The sequence below is a fragment of the Aliirhizobium wenxiniae genome, assembly GCF_014201355.1.
In the GTDB taxonomy this organism is placed as follows: Bacteria; Pseudomonadota; Alphaproteobacteria; order Rhizobiales; family Rhizobiaceae; genus Neorhizobium; species Neorhizobium wenxiniae.
In genome coordinates this window covers 84,098-111,096 of the sequence record NZ_JACHEG010000003.1, presented here as the reverse complement: position 1 = coordinate 111,096, position 26,999 = coordinate 84,098, and the positions used below count along the sequence as shown (strand labels likewise).

The 26,999-nt window shown below is 57.2% G+C and carries 24 protein-coding genes; 14 read left to right on the top strand and 10 right to left on the bottom strand.

The annotated features are described in order from the left end of the window. Positions 1 to 10: 10 nt before the first annotated feature. The 4 genes from HNQ72_RS16020 (at position 11) to HNQ72_RS16005 (ending at position 4,015) form a co-directional block, all read left to right on the top strand. A complete protein-coding gene (locus HNQ72_RS16020) occupies positions 11 to 1,636 on the top strand; it encodes a bifunctional aspartate transaminase/aspartate 4-decarboxylase (RefSeq protein WP_183993256.1) in 1,626 nt (541 codons plus the stop codon). Positions 1,637 to 1,747: 111 nt separating this feature from the next. Further along, positions 1,748 to 2,095, top strand: a complete 348-nt coding sequence (locus HNQ72_RS16015) for a hypothetical protein (RefSeq protein ID WP_244654498.1) — start codon at positions 1,748 to 1,750, stop codon at positions 2,093 to 2,095. A 235-nt stretch (positions 2,096 to 2,330) separates the two neighbouring features. Continuing rightward, complete coding sequence (locus tag HNQ72_RS16010; RefSeq protein WP_183993255.1) at positions 2,331 to 2,696, top strand: hypothetical protein; 366 nt, start codon at positions 2,331 to 2,333, stop codon at positions 2,694 to 2,696. A gap of 404 nt (positions 2,697 to 3,100) precedes the next feature. After that, the gene (locus tag HNQ72_RS16005; protein ID WP_183993254.1) at positions 3,101 to 4,015 is read left to right on the top strand and encodes an aldo/keto reductase; all 915 of its coding nucleotides are present in this window, start codon (positions 3,101 to 3,103) and stop codon (positions 4,013 to 4,015) included. Positions 4,016 to 4,059: 44 nt separating this feature from the next. On the opposite strand, the gene HNQ72_RS16000 is transcribed toward HNQ72_RS16005, so the two are convergent. Continuing rightward, positions 4,060 to 4,965, bottom strand: coding sequence for a LysR family transcriptional regulator (locus HNQ72_RS16000; protein WP_183993253.1), 906 nt, complete (start codon positions 4,963 to 4,965; stop codon positions 4,060 to 4,062). Positions 4,966 to 5,115: 150 nt separating this feature from the next. Here HNQ72_RS16000 and HNQ72_RS15995 point away from each other — a divergent pair, with 150 nt between their 5' ends. Continuing rightward, positions 5,116 to 6,117, top strand: coding sequence for a zinc-dependent alcohol dehydrogenase family protein (locus tag HNQ72_RS15995; protein ID WP_183993252.1), 1,002 nt, complete (start codon positions 5,116 to 5,118; stop codon positions 6,115 to 6,117). Between the two features lie 307 nt (positions 6,118 to 6,424). On the opposite strand, the gene HNQ72_RS15990 is transcribed toward HNQ72_RS15995, so the two are convergent. Continuing rightward, positions 6,425 to 7,405, bottom strand: a complete 981-nt coding sequence (locus tag HNQ72_RS15990) for a GlxA family transcriptional regulator (RefSeq protein ID WP_183993251.1) — start codon at positions 7,403 to 7,405, stop codon at positions 6,425 to 6,427. An 88-nt stretch (positions 7,406 to 7,493) separates the two neighbouring features. On the opposite strand from HNQ72_RS15990, the gene HNQ72_RS15985 reads away from it, so the two are divergent. Both HNQ72_RS15985 and HNQ72_RS15980 read left to right on the top strand, forming a co-directional pair. Beyond that, positions 7,494 to 8,036 carry a cysteine hydrolase family protein gene (locus HNQ72_RS15985; RefSeq protein WP_183993250.1) on the top strand — a complete coding sequence of 181 codons (543 nt, stop codon included), beginning with the start codon at positions 7,494 to 7,496 and terminating at the stop codon, positions 8,034 to 8,036. A 27-nt stretch (positions 8,037 to 8,063) separates the two neighbouring features. Further along, entirely contained in the window at positions 8,064 to 8,957 is an 894-nt protein-coding gene (locus tag HNQ72_RS15980; RefSeq protein ID WP_183993249.1) for an MBL fold metallo-hydrolase, read from the top strand. Positions 8,958 to 9,405: 448 nt separating this feature from the next. Here the strand turns inward: HNQ72_RS15980 and HNQ72_RS15975 are convergent, their stop codons facing one another. The 6 genes from HNQ72_RS15975 to HNQ72_RS15950 form a co-directional block, all read right to left on the bottom strand. Continuing rightward, positions 9,406 to 10,077, bottom strand: coding sequence for a DUF4405 domain-containing protein (locus HNQ72_RS15975; protein ID WP_183993248.1), 672 nt, complete (start codon positions 10,075 to 10,077; stop codon positions 9,406 to 9,408). Further along, positions 10,074 to 10,490: a cytochrome P460 family protein gene (locus HNQ72_RS15970; RefSeq protein ID WP_244654505.1), complete on the bottom strand. Its 417-nt coding sequence runs from the start codon at positions 10,488 to 10,490 to the stop codon at positions 10,074 to 10,076. Before HNQ72_RS15970 ends, HNQ72_RS15975 begins: the two co-directional genes overlap by 4 nt. A gap of 49 nt (positions 10,491 to 10,539) precedes the next feature. Beyond that, a complete protein-coding gene (locus HNQ72_RS15965; protein ID WP_183993706.1) occupies positions 10,540 to 11,433 on the bottom strand; it encodes a (R)-mandelonitrile lyase in 894 nt (297 codons plus the stop codon). Between the two features lie 99 nt (positions 11,434 to 11,532). Beyond that, positions 11,533 to 12,636: an alpha/beta hydrolase gene (locus tag HNQ72_RS15960; RefSeq protein ID WP_183993246.1), complete on the bottom strand. Its 1,104-nt coding sequence runs from the start codon at positions 12,634 to 12,636 to the stop codon at positions 11,533 to 11,535. A gap of 63 nt (positions 12,637 to 12,699) precedes the next feature. Next, positions 12,700 to 13,776 carry an alpha/beta hydrolase gene (locus tag HNQ72_RS15955; protein ID WP_183993245.1) on the bottom strand — a complete coding sequence of 359 codons (1,077 nt, stop codon included), beginning with the start codon at positions 13,774 to 13,776 and terminating at the stop codon, positions 12,700 to 12,702. A gap of 129 nt (positions 13,777 to 13,905) precedes the next feature. After that, positions 13,906 to 14,799, bottom strand: a complete 894-nt coding sequence (locus tag HNQ72_RS15950; protein ID WP_183993244.1) for a LysR family transcriptional regulator — start codon at positions 14,797 to 14,799, stop codon at positions 13,906 to 13,908. Between the two features lie 134 nt (positions 14,800 to 14,933). Here HNQ72_RS15950 and HNQ72_RS15945 point away from each other — a divergent pair, with 134 nt between their 5' ends. The 7 genes from HNQ72_RS15945 to HNQ72_RS15915 all read left to right on the top strand — a co-directional run bounded on the left by HNQ72_RS15945 (position 14,934) and on the right by HNQ72_RS15915 (position 23,477). Further along, a complete protein-coding gene (locus tag HNQ72_RS15945; protein ID WP_183993243.1) occupies positions 14,934 to 16,373 on the top strand; it encodes an MFS transporter in 1,440 nt (479 codons plus the stop codon). A gap of 14 nt (positions 16,374 to 16,387) precedes the next feature. Then, a complete protein-coding gene (locus HNQ72_RS15940; protein WP_183993242.1) occupies positions 16,388 to 17,371 on the top strand; it encodes an aldo/keto reductase in 984 nt (327 codons plus the stop codon). Between the two features lie 16 nt (positions 17,372 to 17,387). After that, the gene (locus HNQ72_RS15935) at positions 17,388 to 18,377 is read left to right on the top strand and encodes an aldo/keto reductase (RefSeq protein ID WP_183993241.1); all 990 of its coding nucleotides are present in this window, start codon (positions 17,388 to 17,390) and stop codon (positions 18,375 to 18,377) included. Between the two features lie 576 nt (positions 18,378 to 18,953). After that, positions 18,954 to 21,686: an ABC transporter transmembrane domain-containing protein gene (locus HNQ72_RS15930; protein ID WP_183993240.1), complete on the top strand. Its 2,733-nt coding sequence runs from the start codon at positions 18,954 to 18,956 to the stop codon at positions 21,684 to 21,686. Between the two features lie 43 nt (positions 21,687 to 21,729). Further along, positions 21,730 to 22,185, top strand: a complete 456-nt coding sequence (locus HNQ72_RS15925) for a cyclic nucleotide-binding domain-containing protein (protein ID WP_183993239.1) — start codon at positions 21,730 to 21,732, stop codon at positions 22,183 to 22,185. Positions 22,186 to 22,350: 165 nt separating this feature from the next. Beyond that, entirely contained in the window at positions 22,351 to 22,947 is a 597-nt protein-coding gene (locus HNQ72_RS15920) for an ankyrin repeat domain-containing protein (RefSeq protein WP_244654501.1), read from the top strand. A gap of 32 nt (positions 22,948 to 22,979) precedes the next feature. Beyond that, on the top strand, positions 22,980 to 23,477 hold the full coding sequence (locus HNQ72_RS15915; protein WP_183993237.1) for a YHS domain-containing (seleno)protein: 498 nt from the start codon (positions 22,980 to 22,982) through the stop codon (positions 23,475 to 23,477). An 11-nt stretch (positions 23,478 to 23,488) separates the two neighbouring features. Here HNQ72_RS15915 and HNQ72_RS15910 read toward each other — a convergent pair whose 3' ends face one another. Together HNQ72_RS15910 and HNQ72_RS15905 are read right to left on the bottom strand one after the other, a co-directional pair. Then, positions 23,489 to 25,711, bottom strand: a complete 2,223-nt coding sequence (locus HNQ72_RS15910) for an adenylate/guanylate cyclase domain-containing protein (protein ID WP_183993236.1) — start codon at positions 25,709 to 25,711, stop codon at positions 23,489 to 23,491. 188 nt (positions 25,712 to 25,899) lie between these two features. Then, on the bottom strand, positions 25,900 to 26,997 hold the full coding sequence (locus tag HNQ72_RS15905) for a Gfo/Idh/MocA family protein (RefSeq protein ID WP_183993235.1): 1,098 nt from the start codon (positions 26,995 to 26,997) through the stop codon (positions 25,900 to 25,902). Positions 26,998 to 26,999: the final 2 nt, after the last annotated feature.

Here is a 26,999-nt window from a genome sequence, read left to right as displayed (position 1 = left end):
GGAGGATATTATGGGTGACGCAAGCATTTATGCGAAATTCGAAGAACTGAGCCCGTTCGAGATCAAGGATGAATTGATCAGGCTTGCGCAGGTCGACAAGGCCGGAAAGGCCTATCTCAATGCCGGGCGAGGAAATCCCAACTGGATCGCCACCCGAGCACGCGAGGCATTCTTTCTTCTCGGCCAGTTTGCCCTGACGGAATCCAAGCGCACCTTCTTCGATGCCGAAGCTGGCGTGGCCGGTATGCCGCCAACCAGCGGCTGCTACGATCGTCTCAAGACTTGGACTTCCAAGCGCATCACGGATCCCGAGACGCCGGGAGCCGATACGCTGCAAGCGGCCGTCGATTTTGCGATCATGAAATTCGGTTTCGATCCCGACAAGTTTGTCAACGAACTGACGGACTCGATTATCGGCGATCACTACCCGGTACCGGACCGGTCGTTGGTGCACAATGAAGCGATCACCCACGAATATCTGATGTGGGCGATGTGTGCCGGCCACCGCCCGACAGCCAAGTTCGATCTCTATCCGGTCGAGGGCGGTACGGCGGCGATGTGCTACATCTTCAAGGCATTGAAGAATGCCCGCCTGCTCAATCCCGGCGACACGATCGCGCTCGTCACGCCGATCTTCACCCCTTATCTCGAAATGCCGCATCTCGAAGATTACGCCCTCAAACAAATCCATATTTCGGCGGAAGCGGAAGATCGTTTCCAGCTGACAGACGACGATCTGCGACCGCTGGAAGACAAGACGGTCAAGGCGCTGTTCATCGTCAATCCGGGTAATCCTTCCGCCGTCGCCATCGATCCGGACTCCATGGGAAGGCTGGTCTCCTTCGTGCGCACCAAGAGGCCCGACCTGATGATCCTGACGGACGACGTCTACGGAACCTTCGTGCCGAATTTCGAGTCCGTCATGGGGCACCTCCCTCACAACACGATCGGCGTCTATTCCTTCTCCAAATATTTCGGCTGCACCGGCTGGCGGCTCGGCGTCGTCGCCGTCGCCCAGGACAATATTTTCGACAAGACAATCCAGGCGATGCCGGAAGCGACACAGAAGCTCATGGACGCCCGTTACAAGGCGCTCACGCCGAAGCCTCGCGACATCAAGTTCATCGACCGGGTTGTCGCCGACAGCCGCGATGTGGCGCTGAACCACACCGCCGGCCTGTCGCTGCCGCAGCAGGTCATGATGTCATTATTCGGCCTTGTGGAGATGATGGACGAGAACAAGCTCTATCAGAAAGCCTGCATGGCAATATGCGAGAAGCGTTTTCACATGCTCATGGACGGCATGGGCATCGAATTTGCCGCGCGACCCTATTTCGACCGCTATTACGGCATCATCGACTACGAATACTGGGCGCGGAAATATGTCGGTGACGAGGTTACCGACTGGGTCAAGGAGAATGTGCATCCGCTCGACATTGCCTTCAAGCTTGCCGAGGATCACGGTATCGTGGTGCTGAACGGCTCTGGCTTCGAGGCCCCGAACTGGTCGGTGCGCGTATCTTTCGCCAACCTCCCGGACGAATCCTATTCAGCCATCGGGCGCGGCATCCGCTCCGTCGCGCGCGGCTATCTTCAGGCCTATCGTGCCGCCAAAGGACAAACAGCCCAGCCGTAAGTGTCGATTGGGCCAGACAGTGTTGACCCGCATATTTCTCGCCCGCCCGCAATGGAGAGGCAAGACAAACACGCACATAAATTGCCCCGTCAATCTTGTGAGGACAAGACAATGCGATATCATCGTACACAGGCGCGTTTTTCATTCCTCGGGAGCTCCATTCTCGCAGCTGCGGCCATCTCCCTGGGCCATTGCCCGGCAGCCAATGCACAGGGACCGCTTGACGACTTTCCTCTCGTCATAACCTGCCAAAATAAGGACACCTATCATGTGTTCTATCTCTCAAGGGTAGCGAAAGACGGAACGGCAACCTTTACGGCCTCCGATCGACTGGCTGGAACGATCACAGTCACCGGACAGGCCAAGGCGGTTGGTGACGCACTTTCAGGTGGCAGTTGCGCGGGAAAAAGCCTGGAAGATTTGCGGGCGTCCGGACAGGCACGCGATGCCAAACGGTGATTGACGCTGAAGCGGTGATCACATCACGTGGCCGCAGTAGGCTGGCATCATGAGGAAGCGGGAGGACTGGACTCAATCTAGTGTTCGCTCGTCGGAACTTTCCTATTAAAGGCCCCCTCTTCACCTCGCAGCCCAGAGTAAATTGCGTAAAATCCGGTAAAATCTATCGCAGAAGCCACCACCATGGTGCTTCCTCATTTGAGCTTAATCAGAACGCCATGTGAAGGAGCAACCAATGAAGAAGCGGATATCGGTTCTTAATCTTGTGATAGCCCTGTCACTTTTGATCCCGGCACCACCATCTGCCAACGCGCAAGAGACGACACGGAAAGAACATCGGAGAATGAATTGGGCAGAAAACCTGCCGGAATCGGTAAGGAATTTTCACGGCAAGCGCTTCACCGTTTTGCATTACCACACGCAGCATGAAACAGGGCACCATCCCAAACCTGGAACAAAAAAAGAAATAGAAGCTATCCGATCTGCTGTGCGAGGGAACAAGTGGCTCACAGCAGAGCTTAGGGCGAGAAAGATCAGACCCGAAGATATTCAGTGGGTTGAAAGAACTATGAATGGCAGTCTGATATTCTACATTAAATGACTCTTGCTTGGGTCAGTCCGAGAATTCATGACTACGGTGCAATCTGACCCGCTGCCGGTTTCATGGACATCGACTTAAGGTGTTCCTCCTAAAACCGGACTTTCACGCCCGCTTCCGTGCCGTTCTTGCCGAAGCGGAGGCTGCGGTTGGGCCGGATTGCGTAGATAGCGGTCAATGGCACGAAATCCAGCATATCTCCAATGTAGTAGGTCGGAGAACTCATTTCATGAGATTGTAGAATCTTATGCGCCAATACCCCGACGATATATCGCTTCTGTGTTGACGATATCCTCCCTTAATCTGTTTCCGTCATCGCCAGTCAGGTGGTGCCGGAAGAGAAATTGCGCCCGAACGGGCCACATGCGAGCTGAGTTTCTTAAGCCGCAGGAGAAGATGGAGACACAATGAGCATCATGCGTAAGACGCTGGGCTTAAATGCTGAAACCGAAATCCCATTTGTCGGATTCGGCACCTACCTCATTCCCGATGATCAGGCAGCCGAAGCCGTCCGTACGGCAATAGGCGTAGGCTATCGTCACATCGATACTGCGGCAGTGTATGCGAATGAGGATGGCGTCGGTGAGGGCATCCGGGCGGGCATGAAGGACAATGGCCTTACCCGTCAAGATATCTTCGTCACCACGAAGCTTTGGCCTGGCAATCCCGAATGGAATGAAGCGGCGAAGACCGAAGAGCAGACGGGCATTGAGGCTCATGAAAGCCTAGCACGTCTCGGGCTCGATCATGTCGATCTCTACCTCATCCACTCCCCCCATGGCGGCGCTGAGCGCTTGGGCCAGTGGAAGGCACTCCAGAAGCTGAAAAGTTCCGGGAAGGCTCGGGCGGTAGGTGTGAGCAACTATAATATCGCCCATCTTGAAGAGATCAGGAATTCCGGTTTGGCGATGCCGGATGCAAACCAGATCGAACTTCATCCGTGGTCGCAGAAGCCGGAACTTATCGCCTACATGCGCGCCAACAACATAGCCCCGATCGCCTACAGCAGCTTGGCACCGCTTTCCACCTGGCGTGCTGAGCCGGGACAGGACAGCGCAAAGACCAACGACATGAAGAATGGCGACGATCTGCTTCTGCGGACTGCCGCGAAATACGGTGTTTCAGAAGCTCAGCTTCTTCTTCGCTGGGGTGTGCAGAACGGTTATGCCGTTCTGCCGAAAAGCCTGAACCGAGAACGGATGCTCAAGAATCTCGACCTCGATGGTTTCTCAATCGACGAGAGTGACATGGCCGATATCCGTTCACTCGACCGTGGTGACGGCATCGCTTGGTCAATAGGGGATCCGAGCAAGATCAGCTGAACCGTTTAAGGAGCGCCGGAGAGTTTGTTCGAACTCTCGGGCGCTTATTTGTCAATGGCCGCCTGAAGTCTGGCGACCAGAGTATCGATCGTCACCCTGAGACGCGGTGAAGTAAACTCGGCAGCTTGCCAGACCGCGAACGTGTTGAGCGGTGTGGAAGGGAACTCTTCAAGCAACGGGACGAGACGACCGTCAGCGACCTCAGAGCGTACAAGCCAAGTCGGAACCCAGGCCAATCCCATGCCCTGTACCGCGGCATCGACTATCGCTTCCTGATTGTCGAATTGATATCGCCAGCGAAGCTCGGGTTCCATCAACTCGCCACCGGGGTGCCAAAGTGACCAGGGATAAGGCTGATCGTTTCGCCAGTAGACCAGAGCATCGTGCTCACCGATGTCTGCGACCGTCTTCGGTCTTCCTCGGGCCTCAAGATAGGATGGCGATGCGCAGACAATCTTTTTCTGGGCAGCGATCTTGCGGGTCTGAAGCCCACTTCCCTGTCCAGGCCCGTTGTTGCGAACCGCCAGATCGTAACCCTCACCGGCGAGATTGACCAAGGTATCGGTGTAGCGAAGGTCAAGCTCGAGTTTGGGGTGCTCGCGAGCCAGATCAAGAAGGATGGGCTGTACACAATACCGTCCGAAAAGCAGCGGCATGGAGATCTTCAGCTTGCCGCTGACCTCGCGTTTACCCGTCTCCAGAAGCGCCTCGCCCATGCGGATCTCGTCGAGCGCGCGCAGGCAGCGTTCGAAGTAAGCATGACCATCTTCAGTGAGGCTCTGACTTCGAGTGGTCCGATGAAAAAGCCTTGTGCCGAGACGGGCCTCCAGACGGCCGATGGTTTTTCCGACCGCGGATCTCGTCAGCGAAAGGCGTTCCGCAGCCTTGGCAAAACTACCTGCCTCAGCGGTTGCCACGAACACCGATACCCCATCGAGGTTATCTCTCATCATACACTTCTGTCGAATACATGGAACCAATTTCGGGATTAATTATCCCCACTGCGGATAAATAATCTACATTAATAGTGAGGTTACGCAAGCTTGATCGGTCCGGTTCAACAGAGCGACCATGAGAATAGCAAATCAAGGAGAGTGGTAATGAAGGTCTTCGAACTCCGTGGAGCGAACGGGCTCGAGAGCGTCGTTCGAGGAGAACGGCCTGAACCTGTTCCAGAACGCGGGCAGATCCTCGTCCGGATGAAGGCGTGGTCCTTGAACCATCGGGATCTGTTGATCGTCAACAACAACTACAACGGATTGGTGCCAAACGGATCCATCGCGCTTTCCGATGGCGCAGGCGAAGTTATCGCAGTCGGTGAAGGTGTTCGGCGTTTCAGAGCCGGTGATCGGGTTAGTCCCACCTTCTCCAGTTCATGGATATCAGGGCCGATGGCAGCAACCGATCCCGCAGGATTTCGGGGCGCGCTCGTTGACGGTGTTTTGGCAGAACTCGTCATCTGCGATGAACGCCAGGCCGTGATGATCCCAGACCATCTCTCGTTTCAGGAAGCCGCATGCCTTCCGTGCGCAGCAGTGACCGCTTGGAACGCACTGTTCGGTCCACGCCCGGTCCTGAGTGGCCAGACGGTTCTCACTCTTGGGACTGGTGGCGTATCAACCTTCGCCATCCAGTTTGCAAACGCGGCGGGGGCTCGTGTCATCTCGACCTCTTCCAGCGACGAGAAACTCGAAGTAGCGCGTCGACTTGGGGCAACCGAAACCATCAACTACCACGCTTCACCGGAGTGGCAGGACGAAGTTCTCCGTCTAACGGATGGCCGCGGTGTCGACCATGTCGTTGAAGTCGGCGGCGGCGGAACCATCAATCGATCCGTGGTAAGCACCACAGTTGGCGGCCAGATCCATATGATCGGAGCCCTTTCTACCGGCGCGCTGAATCCTCGTCTTCTCGTGTCATGGAAGACGCTTCGCGGCATCATGGTAGGCTCCGCGGCGGATCACGCATCGATGAACCGATTGGTCGATTTTCACCGGATCCAGCCATTAATTTCAGATGTCTTCTCTTTCGAGGATACGGTCGAGGCATACCGATATCTGGAATCAGGGTCTGCTATCGGAAAGGTCGTCATCAAAGCATGATGCGCGACAAGCCAGTCTCCCGACAGATTTTATTTAGTTTATCAAAGCGTCTCAGCCAGCTTCGTGTCGGGACACTTGGCTTCAAACCACCCTTGTCTTAACGACCGCTTTGGGCCGAATTCGGACATGTCGCAGAAGCGCTACAAGCGGACATTGCAATTGAAGCCGGTGGCCGGGTGTGGCCGATACAGCAGCAATGGTGCTGGTTGATTTGCCGACGGCGATGCTAACGACTGGCCGAGTGTCTCGGGGACTTTCCCTCAGCCCAACTGGGAGTATGAGAGAACTGGAGCTGCCGTGATGCGAATTACAATCCACCACGAAATCGCTGTCTGTATTCCGCCGGAGTGAGACCTACGACCCGATTGAATACTTTTCGAAATGCGCTCGGATCGCTGTAATGCACTTTCCAAGCAACCGTATCGACCGGGTCCTGGGTAAACTGCAGGAGATCGCGGGCTTTGTGCATGCGTAGGCGCTGCACGTACTCGCCTGTCGTGTGACCGGTAGCCTTTTGGAACCTGCGCATGAAGGTACGTTGTTCAAGACCAGCCTGTTCGGCAAGAGCACCAAGTCCGCTCTCCTTTCCTTCGCTGGCCTGGAGCCAATGCTGAACTTTCAGAATGGCCGCGTCACCATGGTTCAGGCGTGGAGAGAAGGTGCTATAGTAGCTCTGCTCTCGGCCCGGCGGATCAACCAGAAATGCGCGTGCAGTGTCCAGCATGACGTTGGGGCCGAGGAAGCGTTCGATAAGCTTGAGACTGAGGTCGATCCAGGCCATCACGCCGCCGGCCGTCAGAATGTCACCATCGTCGATAATGATCCTGTCCGTGTTGATCGAGACGTCGGGGAACGTTCGGATAAGTTGTTCCTCATACGTCCAATGGGTTGTGACCGTTCGTCCCGCAAAAAGCCCCGTCTCGCCAAGAAGAAAGGCTCCTTTACAGACAGAGCCAAGCACCGAGCCTTTGGAGTGTTGATCGCGAAGCCAAGCAGCGTAGACCTCTGCCACGGCCTTCGCAGGCGGATCGCCCAATCCGGGTGGAACAATGATTACCGTTGGATGCCCAGATGCTCCCGGCAGAGTGTCGTAGGTTCTCTCGGGTGCACTCTGGCCTGTAGCTGTGCGCCAATGGCTAATTCTTAGTCTTAGCGGGTTACCGCCGCCTTGCGCGCGTGCACGAGCCTCGGCGGCGGCGAAGAGGTCGGTCATTCCGAGCACCGAGGCGGCCTGTGCGCCCTCGTAGTCTACAATCCCTATCTCAGGGATGAACTCACCATTGTCCATATCGACCCACTATTTGTCATTACCGCCACTCACATGACGCAAATCGGGCGGATATTCTAGCTCATCACTTCAGAAAAGGAGATGCCTGATGAGCAAACGCGCAATAGTCATTGTCGACCTCCAAAAGGACTATTTGGGTTCGGGTCGGTTTCCGCTGGTGGGTATCGATGCTGCGGTCCTAAAGGCGACGCAGGTTGTAGAGGCCGCTAGGAAAAATGGCGACCTCGTCATCCATATCCGCCATGAAAGTCCTATAGAAGCGCCATTCTTCGCCATCGGAACCGAGGGCACAGACATCATTCCGGCAATCGCGCCTGGTGAAGGCGAGACTGTCATTACGAAGAATTACCCAAATGCGTTCCGAGAGACGGACCTCGCCCGCATCCTCAATGCCTCGGCGGTCGAAGATGTCGTTCTGGTTGGTGCGATGAGCCACATGTGTATCGACGCCACTGCACGGGCCTCGGCCGACCTTGGCTACCGCACCACCATTGTCGAAGACGCCTGCGCCACGCGGGATGTCGAGTTCAAAGGTGAAGTCGTTCCCGCCGCCATAGTTCACGCGGCCTTCATGTCGGCACTCGCATTCGCCTATGGCCAGGTGGTGTCCACTGCCGACTTCGCCTCGTAACTTAAGAACTGATCGAAAGTCCCTTTCATGAACATCAAAACGAATTCAGTAACACGACGGCATGCGCTGACGATCGGCGGCGCGGTGCTCGCGTCGTCGCTGATATCTCCATCTCTCTCCATTGCCGCAACCGCCGGCAAAGCTACCGACGCGAAGATCACTCAAGTCCGCAACGCGACTCTTATCGTTGAATACGGTGGAGCACGGTTCCTCGTCGATCCGATGTTGTCCGAAAAAGGCGCGTTTCCTGGATTTCCAGGATCGGCCCATAGCCAACTTCGAAATCCGCTCGTCGAACTGCCCATGCCTATCGACAAGATCATCGATGTCGATGCGGTCATCGTGACACATCTGCACCCTGATCATTGGGACGAAGCGGCGAAGTTGAGACTACCGAAGTCCCTTCCCATCTATGCCCAGAACGAAGCGGATGCCATTCTGATCAGGAGGGACGGCTTCAGTGATGTCCGCGTCCTTTCTGACAGTTCCGAGTTCAATGGCGTGAAGCTGACGAAGACTGTAGGTCAGCACGGCTCGGATGAAACACTGGCTGTTGCGGGCGAAATCCTCGGAAAAGTCTGCGGCGTTGTGTTTCGCCATCCCAATGAGAAGACGATCTACCTCGCAGGCGATACTGTCTGGAACCGCTTCGTCGAAAGCAGTATCGCTCGGTACAAACCCGATGTGATCATCCTCAACACGGGCAACGCCGTCGTGCTCGGGTTGAACCCGATCATAATGGGGCGCGAAGACGTCCAGGCTGTCCACAAAGCGGCTCCAGCAGCAACGATCATCGCGACACACATGGAGGCGATCAACCATTGCATCCTCAGTCGTGCTGACCTGAAGGACTTCGCCGAGAAACAGGGTTTCGCGAGAAGCCTTCTCATCCCGGCCGACGGGGAAGTCCTACCCGTCTAAGCTACGACGGCCGCGAACACGTATGATCGTAAGCGTCATGTGGTAAAATCGAGCTGGAGGGTGAAAAGCTTACATAGCTTACCGCCCTGCAGCTCGTTGTTCTGTTGCAGCCCCTAAGCCATGCGATCCTAAAGCTGGCAGAACGAGGCGACGGCTGCAAAAGTCGATCGGAAGATGTTCCGCAAGGGCCGACTTCTGTCGTAACTCAGAAGCGCCAACAGCGGTCATGAGCGACCATCCAAAGCGGATGATCTTCCGGTCACAGAAGTCTTAGCGAATCTGAGGTCGGCGGACATTCTACCCCGCTTCAAATATGCCTGAGGACCGCCAACCTTCAGCAGTGGACGACCCATCCAACGCTGACGATGAAGGCCAAAGCGGCTCCCATAGAAATTTGAAATCCTGAAAAGGCCATCCTAATTCCTCTCACAAGTGTGCATCCGACATATCAACGCGCCACCTGTCTGATGAGATTAAGCCCATAGTACGTCACAACGGCGCATAGACCGACAATCGACCCGTAATTGACGAAGAATTGAAGCGTGCTTTCGTTGAAATCCCACATGTCGAGCGAGTAGGTCAGCATCAGCTTGGACCCGAACGCCATGTCGAACGAGCTCTTCACGCCCCAGATTGTAATGACGAGCGCCACCGTGCGGAGTGCGATGGTGCGAACAGTGCTTCGCGCGGCGAGGCCGAGGGTTGCTCGGACCGTGTTCATCACGACCGTCCAGCGCGTGCCCAGGTGGATCGCGATGATGAACAGGGTCCAGTATCCCGCGAACATGTGGATTTCCCGAACCGCGAACGCGCCATCCAGCGCCATGAAGGAGAAGAGATCGCGCGATATCAGCAGGCTCGTCGCCAGCATCACAAGCATCGCGACCGCCAGACAGACGATCGTGATGATGTTGAACAGCCGAACGGTATCGCGTCGGCCCTTTCGGACGTTCCCGTACCAGCGCCGGTTGAAGACGTTGTGGCCGATCACCAGCGCAAACAGCGCTGTGCCGAGGATCTCATGGGACAGGTTGTCGAGCCACCAGTAGGCGAGACAGGCGATGATCAGCGCGACGGCCAGGAAATCAAGAAACAGGCGAACGCGGAATAGAGTGGTCATTCGAATTCGAACCGGCGCATTTCGTTGAACGTGTAGAGGAAATCCCGGTCCGACCGAGATGTGTGGCAGCGCTGACAGCGCGCGGTGTTCTCGTCCATGTTGATCGTGCCGTCCGGCTTGAACCATTGGAACTGCCAGTCGGCGGTTCGGCGATTCTCGTCATAGTCCTGGCCCCAGTTCTCGCCCTTCTCCATGATGAAGTAGCGGAACACCTTTCCGTCGCGATAGTCGACAAGGGCGACATGAGTGCCATTCGGGATCGGCTGCCCGGCCTTGACCGCCTCGATGGCCTCGCGGGTCGTCATGATGTGCTCGGTGACCTCACCACGGTTGACCGTCGTATAGTGAACGAGCTTATCGATGTCGGGCATCGTTACCCGTGTCGGCTCGGCCTGAACCTGCATGCCGACCATGAGGACGGTGGTGGCGACGAATGCGGCGGCACCGAAGGTTTTAAGGATATTACTCACCGACATCTCCGCGCTTCTGCCCGTATTGTTCATCGCTGACGCGTTCCATCCAGTCGACGGTCTTGCCATCCAGGGCTTCGGAAATGGCGATGTGCGACATTCCGCTGTCAGGGGCGGCGCCATGCCAATGCTTGACGCCGGGCGGTATCCAGACGACGTCGCCGGGACCAATTTCCTGAATGTCACCTTCCCAGTGCTGGACCAGTCCAGCACCTTCCGTCACGATCAGCGTCTGTCCGAGCGGATGTGTATGCCAGGCCGTCCGAGCGGCAGGTTCGAAGGAGACGAGGCCTCCTCCGACACGGGCTGGCGAGGTTGCCTGGAAGCGGGACTGAACCTTTACGGAGCCAGTAAAATATTCCGGCGCACCGGCGGTCGCCACCTGCGAGGCGGCACGCGTTACGGACACCTCACGATCAGGTTCGGCAAAGGCCGTTGTCGCGCCGAGTGCCATGGCGGCGGTGATGATGGATTTGGGGTTCATGGTGCAGTTCTCCGCGAACACATCTTTGGCGATAGCGGCGGCAGAGACGGCGCGCGGCCAACCCGAATAGAAGGCCATATGCGTGATGGTCTCGACGAGCTGCTCTTCGGTCACGCCATTCGCTTTTGCGCGAACGAGATGCGACCTGAGCTGATCCGGACGGTTGAGAGCGATCAGAGCACTGACGGTCACCAGGCTGCGGTCACGCTGGGAAAGCTGCGGCCGCTCCCAGACGTCAGCGTAGAGAACATCGTCGGTCAATTCCGCGAGCTTCGGTGCGATGTCGCCCATCAGTTGCTGGGTCCGGGATTTTGCGGACTCAAGGTTCGATGCTGGTTCCTGTGCCATGGTCGTCTCCAATCCAGCTCCGAGCACGATGGCTGCGCCAAGAATTCCCGACATGATTTTCTTCAAGGTGGTTTCCTCTCTGGATGTTTTGGCCCGCACCGATCTGCCGACGCACAGGCTGCGGGCGCTTGGCGCGCCCGCCCGGAAAGACCGTCAGGCCGATGCGAGGTGGCGGTCGAAGAACGGCTTCAGCTTCGACAAGGCCGCATCGACATATTCGGGGACCCAATAGGTCTCGATGTGCTTTGCACCTTCGATCTTGAAGAGTTCCTTGTCCGTCGTGCCCGTCGCCTTCGGGAAAGCGTCCTCGGTCATGTAGAGGGTGTCGGCATCGCTGCCTGCGATCATCAGCAGAGGCACGTCGATCAGCGCGATCTCGTCGGTCGCATCCCAACGCATCAGGTCCATCAGGCTGCTTGTCGTATAGCGGAAGGTCGATCCGGGATGGGCGTTGGTGCGCCAATAATACTCGTAGCCCTGGCGGTAGAGATCGAACGGCAAGGCGGCGATCTGCGCATCCGTCATATCGGCATCGCCGGAATAGAGGACTTCGCCACCAGCAGCTTCCTGAGCCCGCGCAGTGGATGCCTGCTGCAGGCGCTGCTGGATCGTGTCCATCTGGCTATCCTTGAAGCCATTACGACGGACGCGACCGGAGTTGAACATGCTGAGCGTTGCGAGCGCCTTAAAGCGCTTGTCGGTCTTGGCGGCTGCCAGAGAATAACCACCGCCGCCGCAGATGCCGAACAGGCCGAGACGCGCAGTATCTACACCAGGGAAGCTGCTGACAAAGTCAGCCATGCCGTGGATGTCCTCAATACGGTATTGCGGCTTGTCGGTGCTGCGCGGCGCACCACCACTTCCGCCTTGATAGGCGGCGTCGGCCGTGATCGTGATAAAACCCTGTTCCGCCAGGCGCTGGGCGTAGAGGCCTGTTGTCTGCTCCTTCACGCCACCATTGGGATGCGCCAGAACGATTGTCGGATATTTCTGGGCCGGATCGTAGTTCGCCGGGGTATAGACATTGGCAACGATGTCGAGGCCATTGAGCTTGTATTTCACCGGATGGATATTGACCTTGCCCGCTTCGTTCTTGGTGATCGCCCCATCATAAACGAGGGTGAAGGGGTTCTGCTTGTAATCGGCAGCGACTGCTTTCGTCGGCATTGTAGATACTCCTAAGACCGCACCGGACACGATGAGAGCGGATGCTCCCAGAAATTCACGTCTGTTTGCGTTGATGATATCGGCGGCCATTGCCTGGCTCCTTGTATGTTTGGGTAAGGGCGTCGAAGCTCTTTTCGCGCCTGCGGCGGTGGATCAGTCGAGCTTCTTGTCGGCGAGGAATTTCGAGACCTGGTCGGCGATCTCGACATTGTTCAGGTCCGACATCAGAAAGTGAGTGCCGCCCTTGATACCGACGTCGGGCAGATGGACGACTGTCGCATCGCCGCCATGCTTGTTAACGGTGTCGACCCAGAGCTTGGCCATCGCCAGACGCACACGCCAGTTGTCCCGACCGCGCTCAGAGGTCGGTTCGATCGGGAAATTGTCGCCGTAATAGATGATGATCGGCAGCTTGGTCAGCTTCTCGAAATCGGCGACGGGCACGACTTCGCCCTTAAGCGTGCCGGCAGCACTCGGCATGTCGGCAGGAACCTCACCTTCCGGGAAGATGAAGCCACTGCCGGGTTCAAGCGCCACGATGCCTGTGACATTGGTGTTCTTGATCGCGGTCAGCCAGCCGGGGCCGCCGGCCTGCGAATGGGTGAACAGGATGCCGGGTCCGGTCTTGTCGAACAGCGCCGACATCGCATCGGAGATCACGTTGGCATCGTAAGGCCCGGTGTTCGGTGTGACCGAACGGAGAAACTGGTCGAGGGCTTCAGGGCTGCGGTCGAACTGGACGTTCTGAAAATAGTCGGGCCATTTTCCGAGCCGGAACTGGTCGAAGAAAAGCTGGTCGTAGGGTGTCGGCTCGATCGTGGCCGCCACGGTGGAATTGCCAGCCCGGCCACGTCGCGGCTGATCGACGAGATAGGTGGAGAAGCCCTTGCGCAGGAAGATGTTCTGGAATCCTTCGCGACCGTCCGGTGTCGTTTCCCAGCTCCGGGCCGACTGGAAGGCTCCATGCAGCATGACGATCGGCAGTGCCTTCGGGTTCTGAGGCTTCTGATAAAAGACGTAGGCATGGTCGCCATGCAGGGCCTGACCCGCCGCGGTCGGCGCATTGTTGTCATAGGTGCCGGGTGTGACTGACACCGATCCACCGACCGCAAAGCTTCCCTGTTCCTGGATGATCAGGGGCTCCGGCTTTGGTGCTGTCTGGGCGTAGGCCGTGCCCGAGGAGAGGACCAGTGCGGAAACCGCAACAGCGGAAAGGGTTCTGGTGAACATGATCGCGATACCTGCCTTGCAACATGAAGTTGGACAGAAGCTACGCGAGCGCCATTCAGGTGATTAGATACCTATTTCCGATTGAAGGTATTAGCCTGCCTTATTAATCACGTTCCGTTGATTACCTCGTCATCCGCGATATCGCAGCGCGTCGACCACAAGGGCGAAAGCTGGTGAGGCGTGACGGCGGTTCGGGTAATAGAGGTGATAGCCGGCAAACGGAGCGCACCAGTCTTCAAGCACCCGGACCAGCCTTCCTTGCGCGATATCGTCAGCCACGAGATCGTCCGGCATGTAGGCGAGACCGAGGCCGCGCCTCACCGCATCGAGACGCATCGCGATATTGTTGAACACCATCTGCCCGTCGACTCGGACCTTGAGCTCATGCCCGTCCTTCTCGAACTCCCACGCCAGGATATTACCGTAGGTCGGCATCCTTATCTGAATACAGTTGTGTTCTGTCAGATCTTCCGGCACCTCGGGCCACGGGTGCTGGTGGAAATACGATGGAGCGCCGACAACGGCCATCCGCATCTCCGGCCCGATCCTGACCGCAATCATGTCCTTGGCGAGTTGCTCGCCCAGGCGGACACCCGCATCGTAACGTTCGGCGACGATATCGGTCAGACCGTAGTCGACGGTGATCTCGACGTTGACGTCGGGATTATCAGGAAGGAATTTTTCAAGCGCGGGTGCCAGCACGGAAATCGCCGCATGTTCGCCAGCCGTGATCCTGACGGTGCCCGCGGGTTTGTCACGCATCTCGCTGAGCGCCGCCAGTTCCGCCTGGATTTCCTCAAACCGGGGACCTGCCGTCTGGAGAAGACGTTCGCCTGCTGCCGTGGGTGATACCCGGCGTGTCGTGCGGGTCAGCAACCGTAGCCCGAGACGCTCCTCGAGACCTCGGACGGTCTGGCTAAGGGCGGACTGCGAGACACCGAGCTTCACGGCTGCCCGCGTAAAACTCTCCTCACGCGCGACCGTTACGAATGCGAGCAGATCGTTGAAATTCTCCTGAGGCATTCATTAGGCATCCTTATAGCTTCATCCCGATTACTGCCCCTAATCGACATGGTCGGCAAGGGCTATCTTCCCGTCATCACAATGCAGCTTTGCCGTGGAGGACGGCGAAAGCCATCCAAATCATCGGGATTGCAATGCCTCACGGAAACACCGCCACCTCACCACCGAACAAGACCGCCATCCTGGCGACCATCCTGATCAGCTACGTGATGATCGTGCTCGACATCTCGGTCGTGCTCACGGGCCTGCCGAAAATCCATACCGAACTCGGTTTCTCCGATGCCGGGCTTGCGTGGGTGCAGAGCGCCTATACTCTGACGTTCGGAGGTTTCCTCCTGCTCGGTGCGCGTGCCGGAGACATTCTTGGCCGTCGCCGCATGTTCATCATCGGCATGACGATCTTTACCATCGCCTCCGTCGCGATTGGTGCGTCGCAGTCCTCGGCATGGATGCTGTCCTGGCGTGCTGTTCAGGGACTGGGTTCTGCCATTCTCGCGCCCACCACGCTCGCTCTCCTACAGACCAGTTTCGATGAAGGCGAAGAGCGCGTCCGCGCTGTCTCGCTCTACAGTGCCGCGGCAGGCGTATCCGCGACTGTCGGTCTTGTCGTGGGCGGCCTCCTTGCCGACTGGCTTTCATGGCGCATCGGGTTTCTGATCAATCTCCCGATCGGCATCGCCATGGTCATCGCGGCACGCATCTATATTCATGAGACAGACAAACGCCCCGGCGCTTTTGACCTACCCGGTGCGGTAACCTCGACGCTGGGCATGGGTGCCTTCGTCTACGGCTTCATCCGGTCCGCGCAGGCAGGCTGGGACACGGCGACTTTTGCCACCATTGCCGCAGCCATCATCATGCTTTGTGCGTTTGTTTTGATCGAGCGCCGTGCCAGTCAGCCCATTCTTCCGCTTCGCCTGTTTTCCGACATGGAACGTTCGGGAGCCTATGCAGGCCGCGCGCTTTATATCAGCGCGATGGTAGGGTTCTTTTTCTTCACGACCCTATATCTCCAGCAGGTCGCAGGTCTGCGCCCCGCATTGGCAGGCCTGGCCTTCGTTCCGGCAACGATGCTGCACGTCCCGATCGCGATCATCGTGCCACGGCTTATTCGGCGCTTTGGTCACAACACGATCCTGATCACGGGCATGCTGATCGGCATCGTCGCCATGGCATGGCTCAGCCGCGCGGGTGTCGGATCGAACTACTGGACCGCTGTGGCGATGCCGATGATATTGATCGGTATCAGCCAGGGTCTGACCTTGAGCCCGCTCACCTCGTCTGGCGTGGCGCGTGTTGCTCGTGAGGAAGCAGGTGCCGCCTCTGGTGCCGTAAACGTCGCGCATCAGATCGGCAGCTCCGTGGGACTTGGCATCCTTATTGCCATTGCAGCTAACGGCTCCTCCGGCCTCAGCGGCGCGGACCTCACGGCCTACCGGGTTTCCCATGCGTTTAATACCGGCACCGTCATGCTGGTAGCGACATTGCTGATCTCGCTTTTCACCATCGTTCCTGCTGCACGGCGGCAGGCTCTGTCCCAGGAAGAAGCCGCTCCAGCTAAATGCGCGGCCTGATCAAGGAAATGACAATGAAAAAACGAACCCTCGGAACACTTGAAGTCTCCGCGCTCGGCCTCGGATGCATGGGGCTCAGCCACGGTTATGGAGCAGCGACCGATACCAGGGATGCCATTGCCCTCATCCGCACCGCTTACGATCACGGTGTCACCTTCTTCGACACCGCACAGGTCTACGGCCCGTTCACCAACGAGGATGTCGTCGGCGAGGCGTTGCAGCCGATCCGCGACAAGGTCGTCGTCGCCACCAAGTTCGGTTTCGAGCTTCCAAGCCCGGACGGCGGCCAACACATGAACAGCCGACCGGACTACATCCGCCAGTCGGTCGAAGGATCGCTGAAGCGTCTGCGCACCGACGTCATCGATCTTCTCTACCAGCATCGCGTCGATCCGAATGTGCCGATCGAGGATGTTGCCGGAACCGTCAAGGACCTGATCGCCGAAGGCAAGGTCAAGCATTTCGGGTTGTCCGAAGCTGGCGCACAGACCATTCGCAAGGCACATGCCGTGCAGCCGGTCACGGCGCTTCAGAGCGAGTATTCCCTGTTCTGGCGCGAGCCCGAGAAGGAAATCATTCCGACGCTTGAAGAACTCGGCATCGGGTTCGTGCCTTTCAGCCCGCTCGGCAAGGGCTTTCTCACGGGCAAGATCGACGAGACCGCAACCTTCGGAAAGGGAGACTTCCGGAGCATCGTCCCGCGCTTCCAGGCGGAGAACCTGAAGGCGAACAAGGCGCTCGTCACCGCCCTGACGCAGATAGCCGACACCAAAGGCGTCACACCCGCCCAGATCGCGCTGGCATGGCTGCTGGCTCAGAAGGAATGGATCGTGCCGATCCCCGGCACCACCAAGCTTCACCGACTGGAGGAAAACCTCGGTGCGGCAACGATCGAACTCACCGCCAACGATGCCGGCGAGATCGCGGACGCGCTCTCGAAAATCGACATCATCGGCGACAGATATCCGGCGCACCTCCAGTCCCGCGTCGGCAAATGACAACAGGAGAATGACCATGAAAACCAGAAAACTCGGAAATCTCGAAGTCTCCGCACTCGGTCTTGGATGCATGGGCATGAGCTCGGCTTACGGCCCAGCTGCCGACAAAGCCGAGATGATCAAGCTGATGCGGTTCGCCCATGACGAAGGCCTCACCTTCTTCGATACCGCCGAGGCTTACGGCCCCTTCGTCAACGAAGACCTCGTCGGCGAGGCTCTCGCCCCGATCCGCGACAAGGTGGTCATCGCCACCAAGTTCGGCTTCGACATCGATCTCGAAACAGGCGAACGCCGCGGAGGCACCAACAGCCGTCCGGGACATATCAAGGCCGTCGCCGAAGCCAGTCTCAAGCGACTGAAGACCGACCGTATCGACCTCTTCTACCAGCATCGTGTCGACCCCGCCGTTCCCATCGAGGACGTGGCGGGTGCGGTAAAGGACCTTATCGCCGAGGGCAAGGTCAAGCACTTCGGCCTCTCGGAGGCAGGCGTCGGCACGATCCGCAAGGCACACACTGTCCAGCCAGTCGCTGCTGTCCAGAGCGAATACTCGCTGTTCTGGCGTGGCCCCGAGACGGAATTGCTGCCCGTGCTTGAAGAACTGGGGATCGGTTTCGTGCCCTTCACCCCGCTCGGTGCAGGCTTTCTAACGGGCAAGATCGATGAAAACACCAAATTCGACTCGACCGACTTCCGCAACGCTGTCCCGAGGTTCACGCCCGAGGCACGCAAGGCGAACTTTGCTCTGGTCGATGCGATTACTGTGATCGCCGAGAACAAGCGATCGTCCCCAGCGCAGGTCGCGCTCGCTTGGCTGCTTGCCCAGAAGCCTTGGATCGTTCCGATCCCAGGCACGACAAAGGAACATCGCCTCAGGGAGAACATGGGCAGCGTCGATCTCGAACTGACTTCGGCTGACCTTGAAGAGATCGCGTCCGTGCTCGCGAAGTTCGAGGTCGTTGGTGAGCGCCTGCCAGAGGCCGTCCTGAAGATGACTGGCCTCTGACATGAACGGCGTGTCGCCCTCCCGTTTCGAGTTCTATGCCATAGGCACATGCTGATCCGGGCCGGCTCGCCGAGAAGCGGATCGACGGTGATTAAGATGCCCCAGAACGCAAGAAAGCCCCGCGTGTTGCGGGGCTTGTTTATCGGATTATTTGGGTCCGCTGACGGACCGGCTTAATGTCTTTTGTTGTATTTGGGGAAGTTTTTGGTTGCGCGGGCCTGAACATAGAGAGACTTGTAAATTCCTTCGCTCTTGAACGGATCTGAACCATCGACACATGAACCTGACCGCCAGATGTGTTGTGGGGAAATGGCCAGCTTGGGCTTCCCTTTTTTAGAGCTTGCCGAAGCGGGTCCGTTCCCGAGCCGGTATGTCCTTCTATGCAGAGGACCAGAAACAGCGAAGGATGGAAGAGTTCACAGGTAGGGGCCGGACGCTCTTCTGCGCTCCGGGCGCCTGGACACCACTCCAGTTTGCGAGTTTATCTCATGTGACCTATGCTCCGCTTCCCGGTCGGCAGCCTGTATCTATTTGCCCCTCGGTTGTGACCACCATGGTTTCGAACAGGTCGATGCGATGGAAAGGAGCCTACTCCGCTACATCTGGAGTCATACCCGCAGGCAACAACTTTGGATCCTGCTCGTCGTGGCGGCATCCATGGTACCGTATTTTTTGGCCTTCGACCTGCCGAAGCAGATCATCAATGGCCCAATTCAGGGTAACGGCTTTGAAGCACTGGATGCGCGACAGCCGTTTTTCCGAGTTGTCTACGACCTTCCATTGATCGGGCGTGCGGAAGTTTTCAGCGGTATAGATCTTAATCGCCAGCAGATGCTTATGGCCCTGAGCACAACATTCCTGCTTCTGGTGCTGATAAACGGGCTCTTCAAGTTCTACATCAATACATACAAGGGCAGGCTCGGCGAACGGATGCTGCGTCGTATTCGCTTCGAACTCGTAGACAGGGTACTGCGCTTTCCTCCCAAACATTTTAAACGGCTCAAATCCGCCGAAATCGCCAGCATGGTCAAGGACGAGGTGGAACCACTAGGAGGCTTTACAGGGGACGCGTTCGTTCTGCCCGCTCTACTTGGTGGGCAGGCGCTGACAACGCTTGGTTTCATCATCGTTCAGAATGTGTGGCTTGGTATGCTCACCGCCGGCATCGTAGGGATACAGCTGAGCATCGTACCGCGGATGCGTCGAAGGGTGCTGGAACTCGGGCGCTTGCGCCAATTGACTGCGCGCGAATTTTCGGGCCGTGTCAGCGAAATCGTCGACGGCATCGGAGCAGTCCACAGCAACGATACTTCCAATCTCGAACGCGCCGACATCGCTTGGCGCCTTGGCCGGATTTTCTCGATCCGCTACGACCTTTATCGGTGGAAGTTTCTGGTAAAGTTTGTCAACAATCTCATCGCTCAGGTCACTCCGTTCATCTTCTATGCTTTCGGCGGCTATTTCGTTTTGATCGGAAAGCTCGATCTAGGACAGCTCGTCGCCGTCATTGCCGCCTACAAGGATCTTCCAAGCCCATTAAAGGATCTCATCGACTGGGATCAGGCACGCCAGGACGTGCAGATAAAGTACGGAACAGTATGCGACCAGTTCAGCGTCGAACCGCTTATCGCGCAATCGGTTCACGCGCCTGCCAGTGGACCGACTTCACGACTGGAGACTTCCATCATCATCAACAATCTCACACTTGTCGACGATACTGGAGCGAGGCTGCTGGATGGGGTTTCCGCCGAGATTAAACCCAATGAGACTGTCGCCCTCGTAGGTGCCGCCGGCAGCGGAGCGGAAGCGTTTGCAGAGGCTCTCGCTCGTCTCGTCTGGCCGGAATTCGGCGGCATTACGATTGGTGATCAAGATCTGCTCGATATGCCGGAGTCGATTACGGGACAACGTATTGCCTACGCTTCAGGCGAGCCGTTTTTGCTGCATGGCAGTGTGATGGACAATCTACTTTATGGACTGAAAAATGCTCCAAGGCCAAGTGCAACGACTCACAACGAGCGGCGGATTGAATCGGAGCGCTATGCCATCGAGGCGCGCATGGCAGGAAATGTCGACTTCTCGCCACACGGGAATTGGATTGACTACCAGGCAGTCGGAGCAGATGGGCTGGACGATCTTCTCCATAAGGTCCTGCCGACATTGGACGACTTGCAGATATCCGGTGACATTTTCGGGCTGGGACTGCGCTCCACGATCGATACGAAAGAGCAATCGGCCGTTAGCGGGAGGATCGTCGAACTGCGTGGCTCCCTGCGCAAGCGTCTGGTAGAGACGCAACTTGACGAAATGCTCATACCGCTCGATTTCGATCGCTACAACATACAGGCGAGCGTCGGAGAAAACCTCTTCTTCGGAACCTGGAGCCGGGGAACCTCCCCCGACCTTGACGTGATCACACACCCCTGTTTCCAGCGGGTTCTGAATTCGACCGGCCTCGATCATAGCCTCTATGAAATGGGCTTGGAGATCGCTGAAACCACCGTCGAACTCTTCCGCGACGTGGCACCCCAGCATTCTTTCTTTCGCAGGCTTACATTTATGGCTGCGGAAGAGATTCCGATCTATCAGGCAACGTTGTCGCGATGCCGCGGGCTTCGCTTTGAGCACATCCCCCCTGAAGATCGCGCATCGATTATCGTACTGAGCCTGGCTTATATCGAACCGTTTCACCGCTTCGGCATTCTCACCGAGCCAATGATGGACCGGGTTGTGGCCGCGCGGAAACTCTTTCATACGGACATTCCCGACGACATAGCAAACCTGATTAACCGCCATGATCCCGAACGCGTTACCGCATCGGCGACGGTACTCGACAATGTGTTGTTCGGCCGCATCGCCTCTCAGGTGGCCGACGCCGATGCCCATATTCAGGCCGTTGTGAAGGAGCTGTTTCGCGCGGCGGGTCTTTATGAGAATGTCTTGTCGCTGGGTCTGCAGTTTGACGTTGGCGCTGGAGGAAAACGTCTTTCGCTGGCACAGCGGCAAAAGCTCAATCTTGCTCGTGCGTTGATGAAACGCTCGGACTTCACTATATTCAACAGGCCTTTGTCGGCACTTGACCAGCGGGTTGACGAAGAGATCACGCGGGGCATCGTCCAACGGCGAAACAAGGCGGAGCAAGCCTCCACTATCCTGTGGGGCCTTTCCGATCCGCGTGTGGCGCAAATTTTCGATCGGGTGCTATTTTTTCAGCGTGGATCGTTGATCGGCAATGGGACCTATTTTGAACTAGCGCGGTCAAATGCCGCGTTTCGAGAGTTCCTAGACTTGCCTTCCGACCACCGATGAACATCGAGATGCTATAGAAAAATATCTTGCTGGAGAGACTAAATTGCTTAGCGATGAGGTCCAGACATTGAAGGAAGTACCTATCTTCGCAAGCATCGAGCCGTCTAAGCTGAAGCTGCTCGCTTTCGCTTGCGATCGCATGACATACCGAAAAGGCCAGGATCTTTTCCGCCAAGGTGACCAGGGCGATGCCGCCTTTGTGTTGCTATCCGGCACGGCAAACGTGATCGTATCATCTGCCTCCGGCGAGCTGACCGTCGCGGAAGTCGGCCGCAATGCGGTCGTTGGGGAGATGTCTATTCTGTGTAATATTCCACGCACGGCAACGGTACGTGCTACGTCGAAATTGGAAGCATTGCGTATTTCTCAGGATCACTTTCTGGCGTTAACCAGCGAATTTCCCGCTGTTGCTTCGGAGATCATGCGCACGCTTGTAACACGCTTGAGCAAGACAACCGCCGAACTCGTCAAGGCGCGCCTGCCGCCCACCCCGGACTGACCAACATCTGGTTCAGCGCAAGATGGCGAAGACCGCTTGCCATCTTTTGGAAGCATTGGTTGCTCGAAAACCTGACAACTGCTATATTTCGCCCTCCTGATTTACTGAATGCGGCGTGCAGGTGGGAGTGCGCCTGAAGCTCTCCCGGCTAAGGAGGGTTGTGCCGTGATCTTCGCTAAATCGATATTTTTACTGGTCACTCTATCGGCCAATTTGGCGGCCGCAGGCCAGCTACACGAGGCAGCACGGAATGGGAATCTTGCGCTTCTGACACAGGCTCTCGACGCGGGAGACAATGTATCAGATGCGGATGAGGCCGGAGATTTGCCTCTCATCCTGGCCTCGCTAAGTGGAAATACCGACGCCGTAGGTTTAATTCTCGCCCGCGGTGCAGATATAGAGGGCCGTAACAAAAGCGGGCTGACTGCGCTGCACGCCGCCGCCTATGCCGGAAACCTCGACATAGTGAAACGTCTTGTGGCTGAAGGGGCTGCAGTTAACGACACCCAAAATTTCTACCACATGTCCCCGCTTCATGCAGCGGCCGAGGAAGGTCATGCCGATGTCGCCGCATTTCTCGTTGCCAACAAGGCGAATATCGAAGCGACCGAGAGGAATGGCTATACGCCACTTACGCAAGCCGGGTGGCGCGGATATTGGGATGTCGGCGAGATGCTAATCAAGGCGGGGGCAACATGCCAGAAGGCTGAACTCGTCGGTGAACCGCTCTACAAGGAGTGCATAAAACGGAAGTCGCCCTGATATGACTTGAGGACGACATCGGGAGGGACATCATGTCCACAGATAGGAAAAAGCGTTATCTTGGGCTGGCTACGCTGGCAATTTGTGCCTCGCTGGCGCAAACCGCAGCTGGCGAAGACTTCGTGAATACGGGCTATTTTGGCAATGTGGCGATCAAGGGATATGACCCGGTTGCCTATTTCGTCGATGGCAAGGCGGTGGAAGGGAACGCCCAATATTCCCATCGCTGGCTGGGAGCGATCTGGTATTTTGCCAGTGCCGAACACCGGGATCTTTTCGTCAAGGAACCCTCCCGCTATGCCCCTCAATACGGGGGATATTGCGCGGATGGCGTGTCGTTCGGGACGGTAACGACTAATGTCGATCCACGCGCCTGGCGCATCATAGATGGCAAACTCTACATCAGTTATGATCCCGGTGCGGCCGAAGGCATGGAGACAAACAAGTCAAAGGTGCCGGAATCGCAAAAACACTGGGCCGACGTCCAGCAGACGCTCATATCCGAGAAGATCCAGAAGCAGTGGAAATGACGTTGTTGTGATCAGCGCGCTTTTTCCTCAAGCGAGAAATACTGCAGCGATCGCGGCGTAATATGGACATATGCGAAATTGGCCATCCCCGTATTCACGTTGCGATAAACGGTGCCGCACACCAAGCGATCTAGAAAATAACCCTCGAACTTCTCGCATAGTCTGTCGCCCTTGATTTCCGCAGTGCCGGTAATGCTTGTGTTGGCGCTGCGGTAAGCCGTCTTTCCGTCCGGGCTGAAATACTGGAGGAATTCGGATCCGTTTCGATGCCTGCCAATCCATGTCTGATTGTCGGTCAAAGCCCTCAAATCCGCCTCTGTTAAACGATCCCGGTCATGGCCCTCGAAGCCGAATGGCCAATCCGGAATGCCGGCGGATTTGAGTGCGGTAAGATGATGGTCGAGATCTTCGTCTGGCCAATAGTCATAGAGATAGCGATAATAGCTCAGATTGCTTTCCGGAAAGAGCCCAAGCAACCGTGTCGCTTCCTCTCGCGCACGCGTTTTGTCGCCAATGTTTGCGTAAGCTGCCGCAAGATATTCCCGGGCCGGTTCAGTTTTCGGAAGATTCTTCAGCGCTGCCTCGATTAGCGGGATCGCATCACTTTCCTTACGCGCGGTATAAAATACTATCCCTGCGAGCAGCTTGAAACCAGGCGCTGGCGAAGGATCGAGCCGGAGCGCCATCTCAATTGTGGAAACAGCCTTCTCAGCCGAGCCTGTATGCGCCTGGATAAGCGCCAGGTTGGCAAGCGCCTCTGCGTCGTTGGGTTGGGCCGCTATCGCGTTGTTGGCCGACGCAAGCGCTTCGCCGCTGTGACCGTCGACCCACTGCAGCAAAGCGAGGACGGTATGCGCCCGGGAATTTTCAGGATCCAATTTCAGTGCCTGTCCCGCCGCGTCATAGGCAATCTTTCGCGCCACCGCGGCCGACCACATAAAGTTGTAGTCGTTACGCCAGACGTCGACTGCTACCCGGGCTATCCCAGCATAGGCGTCCGCAAATCGGGGATCGAGTTCGATAGCCTTTTGATAGAAAGACAATGTCCGCCGATAGGTATCAACATCGCCATAGATGAATCCCTCGTGCTGGGCCCGCATGTAATAGTCGTAGGCCTCCAGACTGTCGGTAGGCATACGGGAAAGCTGTTGCTGCTCCCCTTTGCTCAACTTGACCGAGAGCGCCGATATGATCCGTCCTATCACATCATCCTGAACGGTGAACAGATCAGCATATTGGCGGTCGTATTTTTCAGCCCAGATCGACAGGCCTGTCATCGCCTCGATCAACTTGGCATTGATCCTCAGGCGTGTTCCGTCGCGCTGCAATGTCCCTTCGAGCACATATCGGACCCCTAGGGCAGACGCCACTTCTTGGATCGTGCCGGATTTTTCACGAGCATCCGAGACAGAATGTTGAGCGACCACGAAGAGTCCGGAAACCTTGGAGAGTTCGGTAATGAGGTCATCTGTCAGACCTTCGGCCAAGTGATCGCGGGTTGTCTCACCGCTCACATTGGCGAAGGGTAACACCGCGACGGATGGTTTGTCCGGCAAAGGATAGGCATATTGTCCCGTCGGCTGCGGGTTAAACAAAGTGGACTGCGCATGCCACCATGTCAGGCTGATCACTGCAATCAGCCCACCGATCATGGTGATTGCAACCGGTATTCGCCTCCGCCATACGAACCTGAAGATTGGAAATCGCCGCAGTGGCGGCGCCTCAGCCAAGACACGGTATACCCTGATGTGCTCGGAGAGACCCTTGAATTTTCGACTACCCAATGACTCGTATTCAACATTGATCTTGGATCTGACCTGATCGTAGGTGGAGCCGGATATCACGATGCCGCCAGGCACGGACAATGCCTCGATTCGGTCGGCGATATTCACGCCTTCGCCGTGCACATCATCGTCCTCGACAAGAACATCCCCGAGATTGATGCCAATGCGGAATTGCAGTTGCGCAGCTCCAACGGAAGTATCGCGCTGCTCCCTCTTCTGTCTCTGGACATCGATTGCGCACCTAAGAGCGTCAACGACACTATGAAATTCCACGAGCAGTCCGTCGCCCAGTGTTTTCACGAACCGGCCATTGTTGGCCTCGATAGTGGGGACCCAAATATTGTACGTGTCGGACCGAAATTGCGCGCGCGTCCTCTCTTCGTCGATTTCGCTGAGACGGCTGTAACCGACGACATCTGCGATCAGGATGGCGGCGAGACGACGTTCCATGCGTCCTCCCAATGTCCGTGAGGTTACAACAAACGGATCGTCGATGCCACCGGCTCGCCGTGCAACCGCAGATACCCTATCGATGGCGCCGCTGCGAGCTTATATCACAACGTCTCCGCTTGGCTTAAGCCCCTGAACAGGGACGATCATTGCCCCTCTGAGCCGATTTCTGGATATTGAGTGGAAACTTACGCCTCAGAGCGAAATTCCACGACCTCCCCGGTCTCCGACGATTGCTGGGCGGCCAGTCCCATCAGCACCGCCCATTTTCCATCTTCCACCGTCACCTCCACAGGCCCATCTCCTCGCACGGCACGCAAGAAGCGCTGGTGCTGGTAAAAGGTCGAGCCGTTATGATCTCCTGCATCCAGCAGTGCCGGATCGACAGGGATGTCGATCGCGCGTGGCCCTTGCGGCTCGCGCGGCGAAACGATCACCTTGGCGACCGGCGGGCTCCCGAGATGTTCCGGCCAGAAACGCCCCGGCCCCGGCACCTTGCATTCGATCTTGCCATCCGGCCCGATGGCCGAAATTTCCTCCTGATACCGCGAGCCTTCGGCGAACATGCATAGTTCCAGCATTGCGCGCGCACCGGAAGCGAAGTCGACAATCGCATAACCATGGTCCCAGATATCCGGCTGCAGACCATCATATCGCTCATCGGCATGGTTCACCGCCTGCCCGCCGGACGCCATGATGCGCACCGGATCGGATTTGAGGATCAGCCGCATCAGATCGAAAAAATGGCAGCATTTTTCCACCATCGTGCCACCGGTCCGGTTGTTGAAACGGTTCCAGTCGCCGACCTTTTTCAGGAAGGGAAAACGGTGCTCGCGAATGGTCAGCATGCGGATGCCGCCGGTTGCGGCTTGCGCCTCGGCAATCAGCCGCGCCACAGGCGGCATGTAGCGATATTCCATCGCCACCCAGATCGGCGCCGGATATTTTTCGCGCAAGGTCTCGATGCGGGCCATGTCGTCGGCGCCGGTGAACAGCGGTTTTTCCACCAGAACCGGCAGCGGCCGGATCGCCGCGATCTCCTCCAGCTGTCCGAGATGAAAATGATTGGGGCTGGCGATCAGCAGGCAATCGATCGCCTCGATGGCCAGAAGCTCCTTGACCGACCCGACCAAAAGCGCATTCGGAGCAACATCGGCAGCGCGTTGCCGCATACCCGCATCCGGCTCGAAAATCGCCACCACATCCGCATCCGGCAAAAGCGCCAGATTGCGCAAATGCTCCTGCCCCATCATGCCACAGCCAATCACACCGTAACGCACTGCCATAT